This is a genomic window from Serratia sp. SM04 (assembly GCF_040280225.1).
Taxonomy (GTDB): domain Bacteria; phylum Pseudomonadota; class Gammaproteobacteria; order Enterobacterales; family Enterobacteriaceae; genus Serratia; species Serratia sarumanii.
This window is the reverse complement of sequence record NZ_JBEOQT010000006.1, coordinates 81,303-101,446: the sequence shown is the minus strand read 5'-3', so window position 1 is coordinate 101,446 and position 20,144 is coordinate 81,303. Positions and strand designations below refer to the sequence as shown.

Here is a 20,144-nt window from a genome sequence, read left to right as displayed (position 1 = left end):
TAATCCCTTGAGTGACATGGCGAAAAACCTAATTCTCTGGTTAGTCATCGCGGTAGTGTTGATGTCTGTATTCCAGAGCTTTGGGCCCAGCGAGTCGAATGGCCGTAGGGTGGATTACTCTACCTTCATGTCCGAACTGACCCAGGACCAGGTTCGCGAAGCGCGAATCAACGGACGTGAAATTAACGTTACCAAGAAAGACAGTAACAAATACACGACCTACATCCCTGTCAACGATCCTAAGTTGCTGGATACGTTGTTAACGAAGAATGTGAAAGTTGTCGGCGAGCCGCCTGAAGAGCCGAGCCTGCTGGCTTCTATCTTTATCTCCTGGTTCCCGATGCTGTTGCTGATCGGGGTCTGGATCTTCTTTATGCGGCAAATGCAGGGCGGCGGCGGCAAGGGCGCGATGTCCTTCGGCAAGAGCAAGGCCCGCATGCTGACGGAAGACCAGATCAAGACCACTTTCGCCGATGTCGCCGGTTGTGACGAAGCGAAAGAAGAGGTGAGCGAACTGGTGGAATACCTGCGCGAGCCGAGCCGTTTCCAGAAATTGGGCGGCAAGATCCCGAAAGGCGTGCTGATGGTTGGCCCGCCGGGGACCGGTAAAACGCTGTTGGCGAAAGCGATCGCCGGCGAAGCGAAGGTGCCGTTCTTCACCATTTCCGGTTCCGACTTCGTCGAAATGTTCGTCGGTGTGGGTGCATCCCGCGTGCGCGACATGTTCGAGCAAGCGAAGAAAGCCGCGCCGTGCATCATCTTCATCGATGAAATCGACGCCGTCGGTCGCCAGCGTGGCGCCGGCCTGGGTGGCGGTCACGATGAGCGCGAACAGACCCTGAACCAGATGCTGGTTGAGATGGACGGTTTCGAAGGCAACGAAGGCATCATCGTCATCGCGGCCACCAACCGTCCGGACGTGCTTGACCCTGCGCTGCTGCGTCCGGGCCGCTTCGACCGTCAGGTCGTGGTCGGGCTGCCGGATGTGCGTGGCCGTGAGCAGATCCTGAAGGTGCACATGCGCCGCGTGCCGTTGGCGGCCGACATCGACGCCTCCGTCATTGCGCGCGGTACGCCGGGCTTCTCCGGTGCCGATCTGGCTAACCTGGTCAACGAAGCGGCGCTGTTCGCCGCCCGCGGCAACAAGCGCGTGGTGTCGATGGTGGAGTTCGAGAAAGCCAAAGACAAGATCATGATGGGTGCGGAACGCCGCTCCATGGTGATGACCGAAGCGCAGAAAGAGTCGACCGCGTATCACGAAGCGGGCCACGCCATCATTGGCCGCCTGGTTCCTGAACACGATCCGGTGCACAAGGTGACGATCATTCCTCGCGGCCGTGCGCTCGGCGTGACCTTCTTCCTGCCGGAAGGGGATGCGATCAGCGCCAGCCGTCAGAAGCTGGAGAGCCAAATCTCCACCCTGTACGGCGGCCGTCTGGCGGAAGAGATCATCTACGGGCCGGAGAAAGTCTCTACCGGTGCGTCGAACGACATCAAAGTGGCGACCTCCATCGCCCGCAACATGGTGACCCAGTGGGGCTTCTCCGAGAAGCTGGGGCCGCTGCTGTATGCGGAAGAAGAGGGCGAAGTGTTCCTGGGCCGTTCCGTGGCCAAGGCGAAGCACATGTCGGATGAAACCGCGCGCATCATCGACCAGGAAGTGAAGTCGCTGATCGAGCGTAACTACACGCGTGCTCGCTCGCTGCTGATGGAAAACATGGACATCCTGCACTCGATGAAGGATGCGCTGATGAAGTACGAAACCATCGATGCGCCGCAGATCGACGATCTGATGAACCGCAAAGACGTGCGTCCGCCTGCGGGCTGGGACGATGCGAACAAAGGCAACAGCTCCGACAACGGCGGCACCCCGAAAGCCCCGACGCCGGTAGATGAGCCGCGCACCCCAACGCCGGGCAACACCATGTCCGAACAGCTCGACAAGTAATTGCGGCTGTGTAATAACATCAAACCCCGGCATGCCGGGGTTTTTTTTGCCCGGCGGGCAGTGAACCAGGCAACAGTAAGGTGGACCAACCATGCAGTTAACCGTGCGCGACATGACGCTCAATCTCTCCCATCCGCAGGTGATGGGCATCCTCAACGTGACGCCGGATTCATTTTCCGACGGCGGCCGCCACAACACCCTGAACCAGGCATTGCTGCACGCGCATGCGCTGATTTCGGCCGGCGCCACGATGATCGATATCGGCGGCGAGTCGACAAGGCCGGGGGCGGCAGAGGTGAGTGAAGAGGAAGAATTGGAACGGGTCGTGCCGGTGGTGGAAGCGCTGGCGCAGCGTTTTGAAGTCTTTATCTCTGTCGATACCTCGAAAGCGGGCGTGATCCGCGAATCGGCGCACGCCGGCGCACACCTGATCAACGACATTCGCTCACTTCAGGAGCGGGGTGCCCTGGCGGCGGCGGCGGAAAGCGGGCTGCCGGTCTGTCTGATGCATATGCAAGGGCAGCCGCGCACCATGCAGCAGGCGCCGCACTACGACGATCTGATCGCCGACGTTCAGGCGTTTTTCGAGCACCATATCCGGCGCTGTAACGAGGCGGGGATAACAAATCAGAAATTGCTGCTCGACCCAGGCTTCGGTTTCGGTAAAAATTTGGCGCACAACTATCAGCTTCTGGCGCGGTTGTCGGAGTTTCATCGTTTCGGTTTGCCGCTATTGGTCGGCATGTCGCGTAAATCGATGATTGGGCAACTGCTGAACGTGCCGCCGGATCAACGGGTGATCGGCAGCGTTGCCTGCGCGGTGATCGCGGCGATGCAGGGCGCGCAGATTGTCAGAGTGCATGACGTTAAAGAAACCGTCGAGGCGATGCGTGTCGTCGAGGCAACACTTTCAGCTAAGGGACAGTAGAGACATGAGCGAGCGCAAATATTTTGGCACCGATGGCATCCGTGGGAAGGTCGGGGACAGCCCCATCACGCCGGACTTCGTGCTGAAGCTCGGCTGGGCGGCCGGTAAAGTGCTGGCGCGCCACGGTTCGCGCAAGATCATCATCGGTAAGGATACGCGCATCTCCGGCTATATGCTGGAGTCCGCGCTGGAAGCCGGCCTGGCGGCCGCAGGGCTGTCCGCCTCCTTCACCGGGCCGATGCCCACCCCGGCGGTGGCCTATCTGACGCGCACCTTCCGCGCAGAAGCGGGCATCGTCATTTCCGCTTCTCATAACCCGTTCTATGACAACGGCATCAAGTTCTTCTCGATCGACGGCGCCAAGCTGCCGGACAACGTCGAAGAAGCTATCGAAGCCGAGATGGAAAAGCCGCTGACCTGCGTGGAGTCCGCCGAGCTGGGTAAAGCCAGCCGCATCATCGACGCCGCCGGCCGCTATATCGAATTCTGCAAAGGCACCTTCCCGAGCGAGCTGAGCCTGAAGGGGCTGAAAATCGTGGTCGACTGCGCCAACGGGGCGACCTACCACATCGCACCGAGCGTGCTGCGCGAGCTGGGCGCCACGGTGATCGCCATCGGCGTTGAGCCGGACGGCATGAACATCAACGAGAAGTGCGGCGCTACCGACGTGCGTCAGCTGCAGGAGCGCGTGCTGCAGGAAAAAGCGCACGTGGGCCTGGCGTTTGACGGCGACGGCGACCGCGTGATGATGGTGGATCACCTGGGCAACAAGGTGGATGGCGATCAGATCCTGTACATCATCGCCCGCGAAGGCCTGCGTCAGGGGCAACTACGCGGTGGTGCGGTCGGCACCTTGATGAGCAATATGGGGCTGGAGCTGGCGCTGAAACAGCTGGGTATTCCGTTCGCTCGCGCCAAAGTGGGCGACCGCTATGTGTTGGAGAAGCTGCAGGAGCTGGGCTGGCGCATCGGTGCGGAAAACTCCGGCCATGTGATCCTGCTGGACAAAACCACCACCGGCGACGGCATCGTGGCTGGGCTGCAGGTGCTGACCGCCATGGTGCGCAACCACATGACCCTGCACGACCTGTGCAGCGGCATGAAGCTGCTGCCGCAGATCCTGGTCAACGTGCGCTTCGCCGGCGATCACAATCCGCTGGAGTCTGAAGCGGTGCGTAAAGTCACCGAGCAGGTGGAAGCCGAACTGGCTGGCCGCGGCCGGGTGCTGCTGCGCAAATCGGGCACCGAGCCGCTGATCCGCGTAATGGTGGAAGGCGAGGACGAGCAGCAGGTGACCGCGCTGGCGCATCGCATTGCCGATGCGGTGAAATCCGCCGGTTAAAACAGACAGTTAGCCATCGGGCTCGGCACAGCTGAGCCCGAATAGGCGATTGTTGGCGTTTTTTTCCGCAAACGCGCCGGCGGCTGCAAATTGCCCTTGCGCGGGTTGGCGGCTTTGGTTAGTATTCACACCCGCTTCAGTAGGCAGTTTATAAAAACGCCTGCTTGATGAGTGTGAAGCATTTGGCATGCGGTGAGGCCGCAAGGATACGGGTACTACTATGTACGAAGCTCTTCTGGTAATTTTCCTGCTGATTTCAATCGGGCTGGTTGCTCTGATTATGTTGCAGCAAGGTAAAGGCGCTGATATGGGAGCCTCTTTCGGAGCAGGTGCATCAGGCACATTGTTCGGTTCGAGTGGTTCCGGTAACTTTATGACCCGCATGACTGCTGTGCTGGCGACGCTGTTCTTCGTCATCAGCCTGATTCTGGGCAACCTCAGCAGCAACCAAAGCAAGAAAGGCAGCGAGTGGGAAAACCTGGGTCAGCCAGTGAAAACTGAGCAGACAACCGCGCCGGCAGCACCTGCCAAGCCGAGCAGCGATATCCCGCAGTAAGCCGAAAAAGTTTGTAAACGGTGGTTGTGAACTCGAAAGAACAACGGCCGTTAGCAGTAAGAATCAGTACCGAGGTGGTGGAATTGGTAGACACGCTACCTTGAGGTGGTAGTGCCCTAACGGGCTTGTGGGTTCGAGTCCCATCCTCGGTACCAAATCCCAGAGATAACTTGCAATTTTGCGATTATCGGCGTAGTATTTGCCACGTTTTCGGACGCGGGGTGGAGCAGCCTGGTAGCTCGTCGGGCTCATAACCCGAAGGTCGTCGGTTCAAATCCGGCCCCCGCAACCACTTTCCTTTAAGTGTTTATTTTCAAATACACTTTTCGATTGAAATCCGCTTTTCTCGATCAACATTTGAAAATGACACTTGCTCGAAAGTTGTACCGAGGCCGCCTAGCGGCAAACAGGGTCCAGTTGCATAAAGCCCCGATTTTTCGGGGTTTTTTGTTATTTGGCAACAGAATCACTGGGCTATTTAGCCCTTTTTTTATGTCTTGGGGGTGGGCTTGTCCACATTAGAGCAACAGTTAACAGAGATGCTTTCGGCACCCGTAGAAGCGTTGGGCTTTGAGCTTGTAGGCATCGAATTCATTCGTGCGCGCCAATCGACGCTCCGCATCTATATTGATAGTGATAACGGCATCAATGTTGATGATTGCGCTGATGTCAGCCACCAGGTCAGCGCTGTATTGGACGTCGAAGATCCAATCACGGTCGCTTACAACTTGGAAGTCTCCTCTCCTGGCCTTGATCGCCCGATGTTCACCGCAGAGCACTATACGCGTTTCCTCGGTGAAGAAGTCAGCCTGGTCCTGCGCATGGCGGTACAGAACCGTCGCAAGTGGCAGGGTATTATCAAGTCTGTCGAAGGCGAGATGATCACGGTTACTGTGGAAGGGAAAGATGAAGTGTTCGCGCTGAGCAACATCCAGAAAGCGAACCTGGTACCCCACTTTTAAAGTTTGGAAGAGGCAACTAGGATGAACAAAGAGATTCTGGCTGTTGTTGAAGCAGTTTCCAATGAAAAATCCCTTCCGCGCGAGAAGATTTTCGAAGCGCTGGAAACTGCATTAGCCACCGCAACCAAGAAAAAATACGAGCAGGAAATCGACGTGCGCGTCAGCATTGACCGCAGAACCGGCGATTTCGATACCTTCCGCCGTTGGGTCGCCGTAGACGAAGTGACGCAGCCAACGCGTGAAATCACGCTGGAAGCCGCTCAGTTTGAGGATCCGAGCATCGAGCTCGGCGGCTACGTCGAAGATCAGATCGAATCCGTGACCTTCGACCGCATCACCACCCAAACCGCCAAGCAGGTTATCGTGCAGAAAGTGCGCGAAGCCGAGCGTGCGATGGTGGTTGACGCTTTCCGTGAACACGAAGGTGAGATCGTCACCGGCGTGGTGAAGAAAGTGAACCGTGACAGCATCGCGCTGGATCTGGGCAACAACGCCGAAGCGGTGATTGGCCGTGAAGACATGCTGCCGCGCGAAAACTTCCGTCCGGGCGACCGCATTCGCGGCGTACTGTACGCCGTGCGTCCTGAAGCTCGCGGCGCGCAACTGTTCGTCAGCCGTTCCAGCTCGGAAATGCTGAAAGAACTGTTCCGCATCGAAGTGCCGGAAATCGGCGAAGAAGTGATTGAAATTAAAGCGGCAGCCCGCGATCCAGGCTCCCGCGCGAAAATTGCAGTGAAAACCAACGACAAGCGCATCGACCCGGTCGGCGCCTGCGTAGGTATGCGCGGTGCGCGCGTTCAGGCCGTGTCGAGCGAGCTCGGCGGCGAACGCATTGACATCATCCTGTGGGATGATAACCCAGCGCAATTCGTCATCAACGCCATGGCGCCGGCCGACGTCGCGTCGATCGTGGTAGACGAAGATAACTGCACCATGGATATCGCCGTTGAAGCCAGCAACCTGGCGCAGGCGATCGGCCGTAACGGCCAAAACGTGCGTTTGGCTTCCCAGCTGCTGAAACAACACCGCGGCGACGATCGTTGGGAACTGAACGTGATGACGGCGGACGACCTGCAGGCCAAGCACCAGGCCGAGGCTCATGCCGCTATTGATACCTTCACCAAGTATCTTGATATCGACGAAGATTTCGCCACCGTACTGGTTGAAGAAGGCTTCTCCACGCTGGAAGAGCTGGCCTACGTGCCGATCAAAGAGCTGTTGGAAATCGACGGTCTGGATGAAGATACGGTTGAAGCATTGCGCGAACGCGCCAAAGCTGCATTGACCACGCTGGCCCTGGCACAAGAAGAAAGCCTGGGCGACAACAAACCGGCCGACGATTTGCTCAACCTGCCGGGTCTTGAGCGCAGCATGGCCTTTAAACTGGCCGCGCGTGGGGTTTGTACGCTGGAAGATCTTGCCGAGCAGGGTGTTGACGATCTGGCTGATATTGAAGGGCTTAGCGACGAGCAAGCCGGCGAGCTGATCATGGCTGCACGCAATATCTGTTGGTTTGGCGACAACGCGTAATAACTGTAGCAGGAAGGAACAGCATGACGACAGATGTAACCGTAAAATCGCTGGCAGCAGAGATTCAGACCCCGGTTGATCGCCTGGTACAGCAGTTTGCTGATGCAGGGATCAACAAGTCCGAGTCGGACTCTGTTACCCAGCAAGAAAAAGAAACATTGCTGGCGCACCTGAACCGTGAACACGGCAGCGCGCCGGGTAAACTCACTTTGCAGCGCAAAACGCGCAGCACCTTGAATATCCCGAGCACCGGCGGTAAAAGTAAATCGGTGCAAATTGAGGTCCGCAAGAAACGCACTTATGTAAATCGCGATACGCAGGAAGCCCAGTTGGCTGAAGCGGCAGAGCAGGCACAGCGTGAAGCGGAAGAGCAGGCACGGCGCGAAGCGGAAGAGCTCGCAAAACGCGAAGCGGAAGCGAAGCGCGCAGCCGAAGAGCAAGCCAAACGTGAGGCCGCGGAGATTGCTAAGCGTAATTCAGCGGAAAAAGAAAAAGTGACCAATCAACATACCGACGAAATGACCAAGCCAGCTCAGGCGGAAAAAGCACGCCGTGAAGCCGAAGCCGCTGAACTGAAACGCAAAGCGGAAGAGGAAGTGCGCCGCAAGGTTGAAGAGGAAGCCAAGCGCGTGGCGGAAGAAGCCCGTCGCATGGCCGAAGAGAACGGCGAGAAGTGGGCCCAGGCAGACGCGGCAAGCGCCGCGGTTGAAAGCGCCGACTATCACGTGACCACCTCTCAGCACGCCCGCGCCGCGGAAGACGAAAACGACGCCAAAGTTGAAGGCGATCGTCGTAGCCGCACCCGCGGCGGCAAAGCCACCAAGCAGAAGAAAGGCAACAAGCTGTCCGAATCCAAAGCGGATCGCGAAGAAGCGCGTGCCGTTACCCGTGGCGGTAAAGGCAAACGCAAGCCTAGCGCTCTGCAGCAGGGCTTCAACAAGCCGGCGCAGGTGGTTAACCGTGACGTGGTGATCGGCGAAACCATCACCGTGGCCGAGCTGGCCAACAAGATGGCGGTAAAAGGTTCTCAGGTCATCAAAGTGATGATGAAGCTGGGCGCCATGGCCACCATCAACCAGGTTATCGACCAGGAAACCGCACAGCTGGTTGCCGAAGAGATGGGCCACAAAGTTATCCTGCGTCGTGAAAACGAGCTGGAAGAAGCGCTGATGAGCGACCGTGATACGGGCGCTGCGGCCGAGCCGCGCGCGCCGGTCGTGACCATCATGGGCCACGTTGACCACGGTAAAACCTCTCTGCTGGACTACATCCGCTCCACCAAAGTGGCGGCGGGCGAAGCCGGCGGCATTACCCAGCACATCGGTGCCTACCACGTAGAAACCGAGAACGGCATGATCACCTTCCTGGATACCCCGGGCCACGCCGCGTTTACCTCGATGCGTGCTCGCGGTGCTCAGGCGACTGACATCGTGGTGCTGGTAGTGGCGGCCGACGACGGCGTGATGCCACAGACCATCGAAGCTATCCAGCACGCGAAAGCGGCGCAGGTGCCGTTGGTGGTTGCGGTGAATAAAATCGACAAGCCGGAAGCCGATCCGGACCGCGTTAAGCAGGAACTGTCTCAGTACGGCGTTATGCCGGAAGAGTGGGGCGGCGAAGCGCAGTTCGTCCACGTGTCCGCGAAAGCCGGTACCGGTATCGACGAACTGCTGCAGGCTATCCTGCTGCAGGCCGAAGTTCTGGAACTGAAAGCAGTTCGCAGCGGCATGGCGAGCGGCGTGGTGATCGAGTCCTTCCTGGATAAAGGCCGTGGCCCTGTGGCTACCGTGCTGGTTCAGGAAGGTACGCTGAACAAGGGCGATATCGTTCTGTGCGGCTTCGAATACGGCCGTGTGCGTGCGATGCGCGACGAGCTGGGCCGTGAAGTGACCTCCGCCGGTCCGTCTATCCCTGTGGAAATCCTGGGTCTGTCCAGCGTGCCTGCAGCGGGTGACGAAGCGACCGTGGTGCGTGACGAGAAGAAAGCGCGTGAAGTGGCGCTGTACCGTCAGGGCAAGTTCCGCGAAGTCAAACTGGCGCGTCAGCAGAAGTCCAAGCTGGAAAACATGTTCGCCAACATGACCGACGGCGAAGTGTCCGAGCTGAACATCGTACTGAAGTCCGACGTACAGGGTTCTTGCGAAGCGATCAGCGACTCGCTGCTGAAACTCTCCACCGACGAAGTGAAGGTGAAGATTGTCGGTTCCGGCGTAGGTGGCATCACCGAAACCGACGCGACGCTGGCTGCGGCTTCCAACGCCATCATCCTGGGCTTCAACGTGCGTGCCGACGCTTCTGCGCGCCGCGTGATCGAAGCGGAAAGCCTGGATCTGCGTTACTACTCCGTGATCTATAACCTGATCGACGAAGTGAAGCAGGCGATGAGCGGTATGCTGGCGCCGGAATACAAGCAGCAGATCATCGGCCTGGCCGAAGTGCGCGACGTGTTCAAATCGCCTAAGTTCGGCGCTATCGCCGGCTGTATGGTTACCGAAGGGACCATCAAGCGTCACAACCCAATCCGCGTACTGCGCGACAACGTGGTTATCTATGAAGGCGAGCTGGAATCCCTGCGTCGCTTCAAAGATGACGTTAACGAAGTCCGTAACGGCATGGAATGTGGTATCGGCGTTAAGAACTATAACGACGTGCGCGTCGGCGACATGATCGAAGTGTTCGAAATCATTGAGATCCAACGCTCCATCGCTTAACGATTGCACATCTGCTTATATCTGTTTACGGGGGGCCTTGTGCCCCCCGATTTGTCTGGAGAATCCAAAATGGCAAAAGAATTCAGCCGCGGCCAACGCGTGGCGCAAGAGATGCAGAAAGAGATTGCGATCATTCTGCAGCGTGAAGTGAAAGATCCGCGCGTCGGCATGGCGACCGTTTCCGGCGTAGAAGTGTCCCGTGACCTGGCGTATGCCAAGGTTTACGTCACCTTTCTGAACGTACTGACCGAGAACCACGATCCGGATCTGGTCACCAACGGCATTAAAGCGTTGCAGGACGCTTCCGGTTATATCCGCACCCTGCTGGGCAAAGCGATGCGCCTGCGCGTGGTGCCGGAGCTGACCTTCGCTTACGACAACTCCCTGGTGGAAGGCATGCGCATGTCCAACCTGGTGACCAACGTGGTGAAGAACGACGCCGAGCGCCGTTCCGCCTCAGGCGATGACAAGGAGGATTAATGAGTCGCCCTCGTCGCCGCGGCCGTGATATCCACGGCGTGCTGTTGCTGGACAAGCCGCAGGGTTTGTCGTCCAATGATGCGCTGCAAAAAGTAAAACGCCTGTACAACGCCAACCGGGCGGGCCATACCGGCGCGCTCGATCCGCTGGCGACCGGCATGCTGCCTATCTGCCTGGGCGAAGCGACCAAGTTTTCGCAATATCTGCTCGATTCCGACAAGCGCTATCGGGTGATCGCCAAGCTGGGACAGCGTACCGATACCTCCGACGCCGACGGCCAGATCGTGCAGGAGCGCCCGGTGAACTTCACCCAGGCGCAGCTCGACGCGGCGCTGGACACCTTCCGCGGCGATATCCAGCAGGTGCCGTCGATGTATTCGGCGCTGAAATACCAGGGCAAGAAACTCTACGAGTATGCGCGCCAGGGCATTGAAGTGCCGCGCGAAGCGCGCAGCATCACGGTGTATGAGCTGCAGTTTATCCGTTGGGAAGGGGATGAGCTGGAGCTGGAGATCCACTGCTCGAAAGGCACCTACATCCGCACCATCACCGACGATCTCGGCGAGCTGCTGGGCTGCGGCGCGCACGTGATCTATCTGCGCCGCCTGCAGGTGGCGACTTACCCGATCGCGCGCATGGTGACGCTGGAACAGCTGAACGCCCTGCTGGAGCAAGCGCAGGAACAAGCGATCGCGCCCGGCGAGCTGCTCGATCCGCTGCTGATGCCGATGGACAGCCCGGTTGAGAACTATCCGGAAGTGAATTTGCTGCCGGTGGTGGCGGGCTACGTCAAGCAGGGGCAACCGGTGCAAGTGGCCGGTGCGCCGGCTTCCGGCCTGGTGCGCATCACCGAGGGTGAAGAGCGAAAATTCATCGGCGTTGGCGACATCGCCGAGGACGGTCGCGTGGCGCCACGCCGCCTGGTGGTCGAGCATTTCGACTAACGGCGGGGCTCTGCGTCGCCTTGCGATCGCACTGCGCTAAGAGTAGAATGGCGCAGCTTATGCATTGGGTTGCTGAATTAGAGATCGGCGCCTGTTTTTATTATCTATAATCTGGAGTATTACAATGTCTCTAAGTGTTGAAGCTAAAGCTCAAATCGTAGCTGATTTCGGTCGTGGTACTAACGACAGCGGTTCTACCGAAGTTCAGGTTGCCCTGCTGACTGCGCAGATCAACCATCTGCAAGGCCACTTCTCCGAGCACAAAAAAGATCACCACAGCCGTCGTGGTCTGCTGCGTATGGTTTCTCAGCGTCGTAAGCTGCTGGACTACCTGAAGCGTAAAGATGTAGCACGTTACACCAGCCTGATCGAGCGTCTGGGTCTGCGTCGCTAATCTAGCAAGTTTCAGTGGAAAGGGGCCTATTTTGGCCCCTTTCTTCTAGGAAGCATAAGCAAATCAGGTTAATGTATTACTGATGTTTCCAAACAGGTTCTTCCGTTACAGAGGTTCGCGCGGCTAATGAGAGGCTTTATCTCCCGCCTGAGATAAGGATTGTCATTAGTCGCGAGGATGTAGTGAGAAGGCAAATCGAATCACAGGCGTGTCGAGTCGTCAATGCGATTGCGCGCCGCTAATCAAGGATATAATTTTGCTGACACCGATCATTCGCAAATTCCAGTATGGCCAGCATACCGTCACCATCGAAACCGGTATGATGGCGCGTCAGGCCACCGCCGCCGTTATGGTGAGCATGGATGACACCGCCGTATTCGTTACCGTCGTTGGCCAGAAAAAAGCCAAGCCGGGCCAGAGCTTCTTCCCGCTGACCGTTAACTACCAAGAGCGTACCTACGCCGCCGGCCGCATCCCGGGCAGCTTCTTCCGTCGCGAAGGCCGTCCGAGCGAAGGCGAGACCCTGACTTCTCGTCTGATCGACCGTCCGATCCGTCCACTGTTCCCGGACAACTTCCTGAACGAAGTTCAGGTGATCGCGACCGTGGTTTCCGTTAACCCGCAGGTGAACCCGGACATCGTTGCGATGATCGGTGCTTCCGCAGCCCTGAGCCTGTCCGGTATTCCGTTCAACGGCCCAATCGGCGCCGCGCGCGTGGGTTACATCAACGATCAGTACGTGCTGAACCCGACGACCGATGAGCTGAAAGAAAGCCGTCTGGATCTGGTGGTTGCCGGTACCGCCGGCGCGGTGCTGATGGTGGAATCCGAAGCGGACGTGCTGAGCGAAGATCAGATGCTGGGCGCCGTGGTGTTCGGCCACGACCAGCAGCAAGTGGTTATCGAAAACATCAACGCGCTGGTTGCCGAAGCCGGCAAACCGAAGTGGGATTGGCAGGCGCCTGTGGTCAACGAAGCGCTGCAAGCACGCGTGGCTGAACTGGCCGAAGCTCGTCTGGGCGACGCTTACCACATCACCGAAAAACAAGAGCGTTACGCTCAGGTTGACGCGATCAAAGACAGCGTTGTTGAAACCCTGCTGGCGCAGGACGAAACGCTGGACGCCGGCGAAATCCAGGACATCCTGGGCAACCTGGAGAAAAACGTGGTGCGTAGCCGTGTACTGCGTGGCGAGCCGCGTATCGACGGCCGTGAAAAAGACATGATCCGTGGCCTGGACGTGCGCACCGGCGTACTGCCGCGCACCCACGGTTCCGCGCTGTTCACCCGTGGCGAAACTCAGGCGCTGGTTACCGCGACCCTGGGCACCGCGCGCGACGCACAGAACCTGGACGAGCTGATGGGCGAGAAGACCGACAGCTTCCTGTTCCACTACAACTTCCCTCCGTACTCCGTGGGCGAAACCGGCATGGTCGGTTCTCCTAAGCGTCGTGAAATCGGTCACGGTCGCCTGGCGAAACGCGGCGTATTGGCTATGATGCCTAAACCGGAAGATTTCCCGTACACCGTTCGCGTGGTGTCTGAAATCACCGAATCCAACGGTTCTTCTTCCATGGCTTCCGTGTGCGGCGCGTCTCTGGCGCTGATGGACGCCGGTGTGCCAATCAAGGCTGCCGTTGCGGGTATCGCGATGGGCCTGGTGAAAGAAGCCGACAACTTTGTGGTTCTGTCCGACATTCTGGGTGACGAAGATCACCTGGGCGACATGGACTTCAAAGTGGCCGGTAGCCGCGACGGTATCACCGCGCTGCAGATGGACATCAAAATCGAAGGTATCACCCGCGAAATCATGCAGGTGGCTCTGAACCAGGCCAAGGGCGCGCGTCTGCACATCCTGGGCGTGATGGAACAGGCTATCAGCACCCCACGCGGCGATATCTCCGAATTCGCACCGCGTATTCATACTATCCGCATCAACCCGGATAAGATTAAAGACGTGATCGGTAAGGGCGGTTCCGTTATCCGCGCGCTGACCGAAGAGACTGGCACTACCATCGAAATCGAAGATGATGGTACAGTTAAAATCGCTGCGACCGACGGGGAGAAGGCGAAATTCGCTATCCGTCGTATCGAAGAGATCACGGCAGAGATCGAAGTGGGCCGTATCTACCAGGGTAAAGTGACCCGTATCGTTGATTTCGGCGCATTCGTCGCTATCGGCGGTGGTAAAGAAGGTCTGGTACACATTTCTCAGATCGCCGACAAGCGCGTCGAGAAAGTGACCGACTATCTGCAGATGGGTCAGGAAGTGCCGGTTAAGGTACTGGAAGTTGACCGTCAGGGCCGCGTGCGTCTGAGCATCAAAGAAGCGATGGCGCCGGAAGCGGGTTCACCTGCGCCTGAAGCAGAATAACTGTATAGATAGTTTTACAGCTCCCCGCCACGGGGTTGGGAGCTGTTCGTATCGCGCGGGTAGGATGCCCGCGTTTTAGCAAACGGAGGACAGGACGTTCATCCAATGTTTGTCTTCGGGAGTGGGAAATGAAGCCTTTCTTGCGCTGGTGTTACGTTGCGACAGCACTCATGCTGGCAGGATGCAGCAACCATGATTGGCGTAAAGACGAAGTTTTGGCAATCCCGTTGCAGCCAACGTTGCAGCAGGAAGTGATCCTGGCGCGCATGGAACAAATTCTTGCCAGCCGGGCACTGACGGATGACGAACGCGCACAGCTTTTATATGAGCGCGGTGTGCTGTATGATAGCCTCGGGTTACGTGCATTAGCGCGCAATGATTTCTCGCAGGCGCTGGCGATACGTCCCGACATGCCGGAAGTTTTCAACTACCTGGGCATTTACTTAACGCAGGCAGGCAATTTTGATGCTGCCTATGAAGCGTTTGATTCTGTACTAGAGCTTGATCCAACTTACAATTACGCGCGTTTAAACCGGGGCATCGCACTGTATTATGGCGGCCGCTTCCCGTTGGCGCAGGATGATCTGCAGGCGTTTTATCAAGACGACCCAAACGATCCCTTCCGTTCGTTATGGCTGTATCTGGTGGAGCGAGAAATCGATCCCAAGAAGGCCGAGGTAGCGCTTCAGCAGCGCTATGACAAAGCGGACAGAGGGCAATGGGGATGGAATATTGTCGAATTCTACCTGGGCAAGATCAGCGAAAAAACGCTGATGGAACGCCTCAAGGCAGATGCAACGGATAACACTTCGCTCGCTGAGCATCTCAGTGAAACTGACTTCTATTTGGGTAAACACTACCTGAGTCTGGGGGACAAGGACACCGCTTCGGCGCTGTTCAAACTGACGGTGGCTAACAACGTTCACAACTTCGTTGAGCACCGCTATGCATTGTTGGAATTGGCGCTTTTGGGCCAAGAGCAAGACGACCTATCGGAATCGGACCAGCAATAGCTGACGAACACCTATCAGCCTGATGAACATTGGTTTTTAACCAAAGTTATCGCCTTCACGGGCGAGGGCTTTTTTGTTCGTTTTATAATCTAATTTGAGCCGGTTCACACTTTTCAATGAAAATGACTGAAAATTTTCTCGACGAGTTATGTAGACTGGCTGCCATTATTAATGAGGCACGTGTACATGACGACTGAGTTTGAAACCTCTTTTGCTGATCTGGGGCTGTCTGCTCCAATCATTTCCGCCCTGAACGATCTGGGCTATGAAAAACCATCTCCGATCCAGGCTGAGTGTATTCCTCACCTGTTGAACGGCCGCGACGTGCTGGGCATGGCACAGACCGGTAGTGGTAAAACTGCAGCGTTCTCGCTGCCGCTGCTGCACAACCTGCAGGCAGACCTGAAAGCACCTCAGATCCTGGTGCTGGCACCGACCCGCGAACTGGCGGTTCAGGTTGCCGAAGCGATGACCGATTTCTCCAAACACATGAACGGCGTCAACGTGGTAGCCCTGTACGGCGGCCAGCGTTACGACGTGCAGCTGCGCGCTCTGCGCCAGGGCCCGCAAATCGTTGTGGGTACCCCAGGCCGCCTGCTGGACCACCTGAAGCGCGGCACCCTGAACCTCTCCAACCTGAGCGGTCTGGTGCTGGATGAAGCCGACGAAATGCTGCGCATGGGCTTTATCGAAGACGTAGAAACCATCATGGCTGAGATCCCGGCTGAACATCAGACCGCGCTGTTCTCCGCCACCATGCCGGAAGCGATCCGTCGCATCACCCGCCGCTTTATGAAAGAGCCGCAGGAAGTGCGCATCCAGTCCAGCGTGACCACCCGTCCGGACATCAGCCAGAGCTACTGGTCGGTGTACGGCATGCGTAAAAACGAAGCGCTGGTGCGTTTCCTGGAAGCTGAAGACTTTGACGCAGCGATCATCTTCGTGCGTACCAAAAACGCGACCCTGGAAGTGGCCGAAGCGCTGGAGCGCAGCGGTTACAGCAGCGCCGCGCTGAACGGCGACATGAACCAGGCACTGCGTGAGCAGACCCTGGAGCGCCTGAAAGACGGTCGTCTGGATATCCTGATCGCGACCGACGTTGCGGCCCGCGGCCTGGACGTTGAGCGCATCAGCCTGGTTGTCAACTATGACATCCCGATGGACTCCGAGTCTTACGTTCACCGTATCGGCCGTACCGGGCGTGCGGGCCGCGCCGGCCGCGCGCTGCTGTTCGTGGAAAACCGCGAACGCCGCCTGCTGCGCAACATTGAACGCACCATGAAGCTGACCATCCCGGAAGTGGAACTGCCGAACGCAGAACTGCTGGGCGAGCGTCGTCTGGCCAAGTTCGCCGCAAAAGTTCAGCAGCAGCTGGAAAGCAGCGATCTGGATCTGTACCGCGCGCTGCTGACCAAACTGCAGCCGGAAGAAGAGCTGGATATGGAAACCCTGGCCGCAGCGCTGCTGAAAATGGCTCAGGGCGAACGTCCGCTGATCCTGCCGCCGGATCCGGTCTTCAAGCCGCGTCAGCGCCGCGAATTCAACGACCGTGACGATCGTCGCGGTGACCGTGGCGATCGCCGCGACAGCCGTGACGGCGATCGTCCGCGTCGCGAACGTCGTGACGTTGGCGAAATGCAGCTGTACCGCATCGAAGTGGGCCGTGACGATGGCGTAGAAGTCCGTCACATCGTTGGCGCTATCGCTAACGAAGGCGACATCAGCAGCCGTTACATCGGTAACATCAAGCTGTTCGCGTCCCACTCCACCATCGAGCTGCCAAAAGGCATGCCGGGCGAGATCCTGAATCACTTCACTCGCACCCGCATCCTGAACAAGCCGATGAACATGCAGCTGCTGGGCGATGCACAGCCGTTCGAACGCCGCGAGCGTCGTGACGGTGGCAACGGCGGCGAGCGTCGCGGCAACGGTCGTCCGTTCAACGGCGAACGTCGCGAAGGCGGCCCACGTCGTTCCTTCGGTGAACGTCGTGAAGGCGGCAACGGCGGCGAGCGTCGTGGCGGTAACTACAACCGTGACGGCAAACCGGCGCCACGCCGTGATGACGGCGCACCGGCAGCACCACGTCGTCGTTTCGGCGACGCGTAATCGCTGATTCATCGCTCGCGGTGAAATGCTCTGAAAAACCAGCCTGCGGGCTGGTTTTTTTATGCCTGAAAGTTGCCGTCAAACGTCCCTGAATGGCGTATCATTCATAAGGTTTTTTCTTACGGATGATATGCACGGGAGATGCCATGAGTTGGCAGCAGTTCAAATCTCAATACCTGGTGCGCTTTTGGGCGCCGCTGCCGGCGGTGATCGCCGCCGGGATCCTTTCTACCTACTACTTCGGCATGACCGGCACCTTCTGGGCGGTGACCGGCGAGTTCACCCGCTGGGGCGGCCATGTGCTGCAGTGGTTCGGCCTGCACCCCGAGCAGTGGGGCTATTTCAAGGTTATCGGCCTGCAGGGCACGCCGCTGGAGCGCATCGACGGGCGCATGATCATCGGCATGTTCGCCGGCTGCATCGCCGCCGCGCTGTGGGCCAACAACATCAAGCTGCGCCAGCCGCAGCACCGCATTCGCATCGTGCAGGCGCTGCTGGGCGGCATTATCGCCGGCTTCGGCGCGCGCCTGGCGATGGGTTGCAACCTGGCGGCATTCTTCACCGGCATTCCGCAGTTTTCGCTGCACGCCTGGTTCTTCGCGCTGGCGACCGCCGCAGGTTCGTACTTCGGCGCCAAATTCACGCTGCTGCCGATGTTCCGCATTCCGGTCAAATTGCAAAAGGTGAAGGCCGCCGCGCCGCTGACGCAGAAACCTGAGCAGGCGCGCCGCCGCTTCCGGCTGGGCATGGCGGTCTTCGGCCTGGCGGTGGCCTGGTCGCTGTGGACGCTGTTCGATGCGCCGAAGCTCGGCATCGCCATGCTGTTCGGCATCGGCTTCGGTCTGCTGATCGAACGCGCGCAGATCTGCTTTACCTCGGCGTTCCGCGATCTGTGGATCACCGGCCGCACCCACATGGCGAAAGCCATCATCATCGGCATGGCGGTGAGCGCCATCGGCATCTTCAGCTATGTGCAGCTCGGCGTGGCGCCGAAAATCATGTGGGCCGGCCCGAATGCGGTGCTGGGCGGCCTGCTGTTCGGCTTCGGTATCGTGCTGGCCGGCGGTTGCGAGACCGGCTGGATGTACCGCGCGGTGGAAGGGCAGGTGCACTACTGGTGGGTGGGGCTGGGCAACATCATCGGCGCCACGCTGCTGGCCTATTACTGGGACGATCTGGCGCCGGCGCTGGCGACCGACTACGACAAGATCAACCTGCTCGACACCTTCGGCCCGATCGGCGGCCTGCTGGTGACCTATCTGCTGCTGGCGCTGGCCTTCGCCGCCATGCTGTGGTGGGAGAAACGCTTTTTCCGCGCCCGGCCTGAGGCGCAGGTGGTGAATTTGAGGAGCATGCCATGAAAGAGACGACGATAGTGCCGGACTACCGGCTGGACATGCTGGGCGAGCCTTGCCCGTACCCGGCGGTGGCGACGCTGGAGGCGATGCCGCAGCTGAAGCCGGGGGAAATCCTGGAGGTGATCAGCGATTGCCCGCAGTCGATCAACAACATTCCGCTCGATGCGCGCAACCACGGCTACAAGGTGCTGGATATCCAGCAGGACGGGCCGACCATCCGCTATCTGATCCAGCGTTAACGCCGAGGCGGTGGGGTTCCCCACCGCTTTTTCGCGTTTTATCCCTTCACGACATCGCCTTTCACTCCGGCAACAATCTCGAACGAACGCAGCCGCGCCTGGTGATCGAAGATCTGGCCGTTGACCATGATCTCGTCGGCATCGGTTTCACGCAGCAGCGTTTGCAGCCCGTGGCGCACGGTTTTTTCATCGCCGACGATCGACATCCGCAGCGCCTGCTCGACGCCGTATTGCTCACCGGCGGTCCACAGCGCGTGGATGTTATCCACCGGCGGCGGCAGCGGGCCGGGCGATCCGCGGCGCAGGTTGATGAACTGCTGCTGCATCGAGCTGAACAGGAAGCGCGCATCGCTATCGCTGTCGGCGGCGATCACGTTGACGCACACCATGGCGTGCGGCTGCGCCAGCTGTTTGGACGGTTTGAAGTTTTCGCGGTACAGCTGCAGCGCCTGGAACAGCATATCCGGGGCGAAGTGCGAGGCGAAGGCGAACGGCAGGCCAAGCTGCGCCGCCAACTGCGCGCTGTAGAGGCTGGAGCCGAGCAGCCAGAGCGGCACGTGCAGCCCCTGGCCCGGCACTGCCTGCACCGGTTGGCCGGGCTGCGCGTCGCAGAAGTAGTTTTGCAGCTCCTGCACGTCGCGCGGGAAGGTATCCACATCGCCGGACAGGTGGCGGCGCAGCGCCATCATGGTGCGCTGATCGGTGCCGGGCGCGCGGCCCAGCCCCAGATCGATGCGGCCGGGGTAGAGCGACTCCAGCGTGCCGAACTGCTCGGCGATCACCAGCGGTGCATGGTTCGGCAGCATCACGCCGCCGGAGCCGAGGCGAATGCTCTGGGTGCCGGCGGCCAGATAGCCCAGCAGCACCGAGGTGGCGGCGCTGCCGATGCCGGTCATGTTGTGGTGCTCGGCCAGCCAGTAGCGCCGGTAGCCCCAGCGTTCGGCGTGCTGCGCCAAATCCAGCGAACAGTGGAAAGCGTCGCGCGCTTTGGCCCCTTGCGGGATTGGCGATAAATCCAGTACCGACAGCGGTACGGCAGTGTTTTCAGTCATGGCATCGTCCATCAGAGAGTGGATCGCTTAAAGGGCGATTGCAGGAATCTGCATACCAAAAAGCCGAAAATGATGCTTTTTAGTGTTAAAAGCATAATCCAATTTATAGTTATAAAAGAGGAGATATGTGCTTGTGATATCCTCATGAGAGCAATGGTGTTTTTTGGAGCAATTTAAGACATGGAAATGATGATCCCCGCCCGC

General features: G+C 58.7%; 17 protein-coding genes and 2 tRNA genes. 18 read left to right on the top strand and 1 reads right to left on the bottom strand.

Annotation, left to right across the window (positions count from 1 at the left end):
• Window positions 1-16: 16 nt before the first annotated feature.
• From ftsH to yedF, 18 genes are all read left to right on the top strand, one after another.
• Complete coding sequence (gene ftsH / locus ABTW55_RS11015; RefSeq protein WP_004933529.1) at window positions 17-1,948, top strand: ATP-dependent zinc metalloprotease FtsH; 1,932 nt, start codon at window positions 17-19, stop codon at window positions 1,946-1,948.
• A gap of 91 nt (window positions 1,949-2,039) precedes the next feature.
• Complete coding sequence (gene folP / locus ABTW55_RS11010; RefSeq protein ID WP_060422726.1) at window positions 2,040-2,876, top strand: dihydropteroate synthase; 837 nt, start codon at window positions 2,040-2,042, stop codon at window positions 2,874-2,876.
• 4 nt (window positions 2,877-2,880) lie between these two features.
• The gene (gene glmM / locus ABTW55_RS11005; protein ID WP_049233337.1) at window positions 2,881-4,218 is read left to right on the top strand and encodes a phosphoglucosamine mutase; all 1,338 of its coding nucleotides are present in this window, start codon (window positions 2,881-2,883) and stop codon (window positions 4,216-4,218) included.
• Between the two features lie 220 nt (window positions 4,219-4,438).
• Entirely contained in the window at window positions 4,439-4,774 is a 336-nt protein-coding gene (gene secG / locus ABTW55_RS11000) for a preprotein translocase subunit SecG (RefSeq protein WP_004933519.1), read from the top strand.
• 68 nt (window positions 4,775-4,842) lie between these two features.
• Window positions 4,843-4,929: transfer RNA gene (locus ABTW55_RS10995), tRNA-Leu, on the top strand.
• A gap of 60 nt (window positions 4,930-4,989) precedes the next feature.
• Window positions 4,990-5,066, top strand: a tRNA-Met gene (locus ABTW55_RS10990).
• 217 nt (window positions 5,067-5,283) lie between these two features.
• Window positions 5,284-5,736 carry a ribosome maturation factor RimP gene (gene rimP, locus ABTW55_RS10985; RefSeq protein WP_028127574.1) on the top strand — a complete coding sequence of 151 codons (453 nt, stop codon included), beginning with the start codon at window positions 5,284-5,286 and terminating at the stop codon, window positions 5,734-5,736.
• 21 nt (window positions 5,737-5,757) lie between these two features.
• Window positions 5,758-7,266: a transcription termination factor NusA gene (nusA, locus tag ABTW55_RS10980; RefSeq protein ID WP_019453340.1), complete on the top strand. Its 1,509-nt coding sequence runs from the start codon at window positions 5,758-5,760 to the stop codon at window positions 7,264-7,266.
• A gap of 23 nt (window positions 7,267-7,289) precedes the next feature.
• Window positions 7,290-9,977, top strand: coding sequence for a translation initiation factor IF-2 (gene infB, locus ABTW55_RS10975; RefSeq protein WP_060422723.1), 2,688 nt, complete (start codon window positions 7,290-7,292; stop codon window positions 9,975-9,977).
• A 69-nt stretch (window positions 9,978-10,046) separates the two neighbouring features.
• Window positions 10,047-10,457 (top strand): 30S ribosome-binding factor RbfA, encoded by a 411-nt coding sequence (rbfA, locus tag ABTW55_RS10970; RefSeq protein ID WP_004933508.1) that lies wholly within the window; start codon window positions 10,047-10,049, stop codon window positions 10,455-10,457.
• On the top strand, window positions 10,457-11,401 hold the full coding sequence (gene truB, locus ABTW55_RS10965; protein ID WP_033636823.1) for a tRNA pseudouridine(55) synthase TruB: 945 nt from the start codon (window positions 10,457-10,459) through the stop codon (window positions 11,399-11,401). Before rbfA ends, truB begins: the two co-directional genes overlap by 1 nt.
• Window positions 11,402-11,525: 124 nt before the next feature.
• Window positions 11,526-11,795, top strand: a complete 270-nt coding sequence (rpsO, locus tag ABTW55_RS10960) for a 30S ribosomal protein S15 (RefSeq protein ID WP_004933502.1) — start codon at window positions 11,526-11,528, stop codon at window positions 11,793-11,795.
• Window positions 11,796-12,051: 256 nt separating this feature from the next.
• Window positions 12,052-14,169 (top strand): polyribonucleotide nucleotidyltransferase, encoded by a 2,118-nt coding sequence (pnp, locus tag ABTW55_RS10955; RefSeq protein WP_060422722.1) that lies wholly within the window; start codon window positions 12,052-12,054, stop codon window positions 14,167-14,169.
• A gap of 128 nt (window positions 14,170-14,297) precedes the next feature.
• Window positions 14,298-15,182, top strand: coding sequence for a lipoprotein NlpI (gene nlpI / locus ABTW55_RS10950; protein WP_033636826.1), 885 nt, complete (start codon window positions 14,298-14,300; stop codon window positions 15,180-15,182).
• Between the two features lie 116 nt (window positions 15,183-15,298).
• On the top strand, window positions 15,299-15,379 hold the full coding sequence (gene yrbN / locus ABTW55_RS10945; protein ID WP_099032700.1) for a protein YrbN: 81 nt from the start codon (window positions 15,299-15,301) through the stop codon (window positions 15,377-15,379).
• Window positions 15,369-17,291: a DEAD/DEAH family ATP-dependent RNA helicase gene (locus ABTW55_RS10940; RefSeq protein ID WP_004933492.1), complete on the top strand. Its 1,923-nt coding sequence runs from the start codon at window positions 15,369-15,371 to the stop codon at window positions 17,289-17,291. The genes yrbN and ABTW55_RS10940 overlap by 11 nt, the downstream gene beginning before the upstream one ends.
• A gap of 146 nt (window positions 17,292-17,437) precedes the next feature.
• Window positions 17,438-18,652 (top strand): selenium metabolism membrane protein YedE/FdhT, encoded by a 1,215-nt coding sequence (yedE, locus tag ABTW55_RS10935; RefSeq protein ID WP_016929320.1) that lies wholly within the window; start codon window positions 17,438-17,440, stop codon window positions 18,650-18,652.
• Window positions 18,649-18,888, top strand: a complete 240-nt coding sequence (gene yedF / locus ABTW55_RS10930; protein WP_004933486.1) for a sulfurtransferase-like selenium metabolism protein YedF — start codon at window positions 18,649-18,651, stop codon at window positions 18,886-18,888. Before yedE ends, yedF begins: the two co-directional genes overlap by 4 nt.
• 38 nt (window positions 18,889-18,926) lie before the next feature.
• On the opposite strand, the gene ABTW55_RS10925 is transcribed toward yedF, so the two are convergent.
• A complete protein-coding gene (locus ABTW55_RS10925) occupies window positions 18,927-19,940 on the bottom strand; it encodes a luciferase-like monooxygenase (protein ID WP_049288409.1) in 1,014 nt (337 codons plus the stop codon).
• Window positions 19,941-20,144 lie beyond the last annotated feature (204 nt).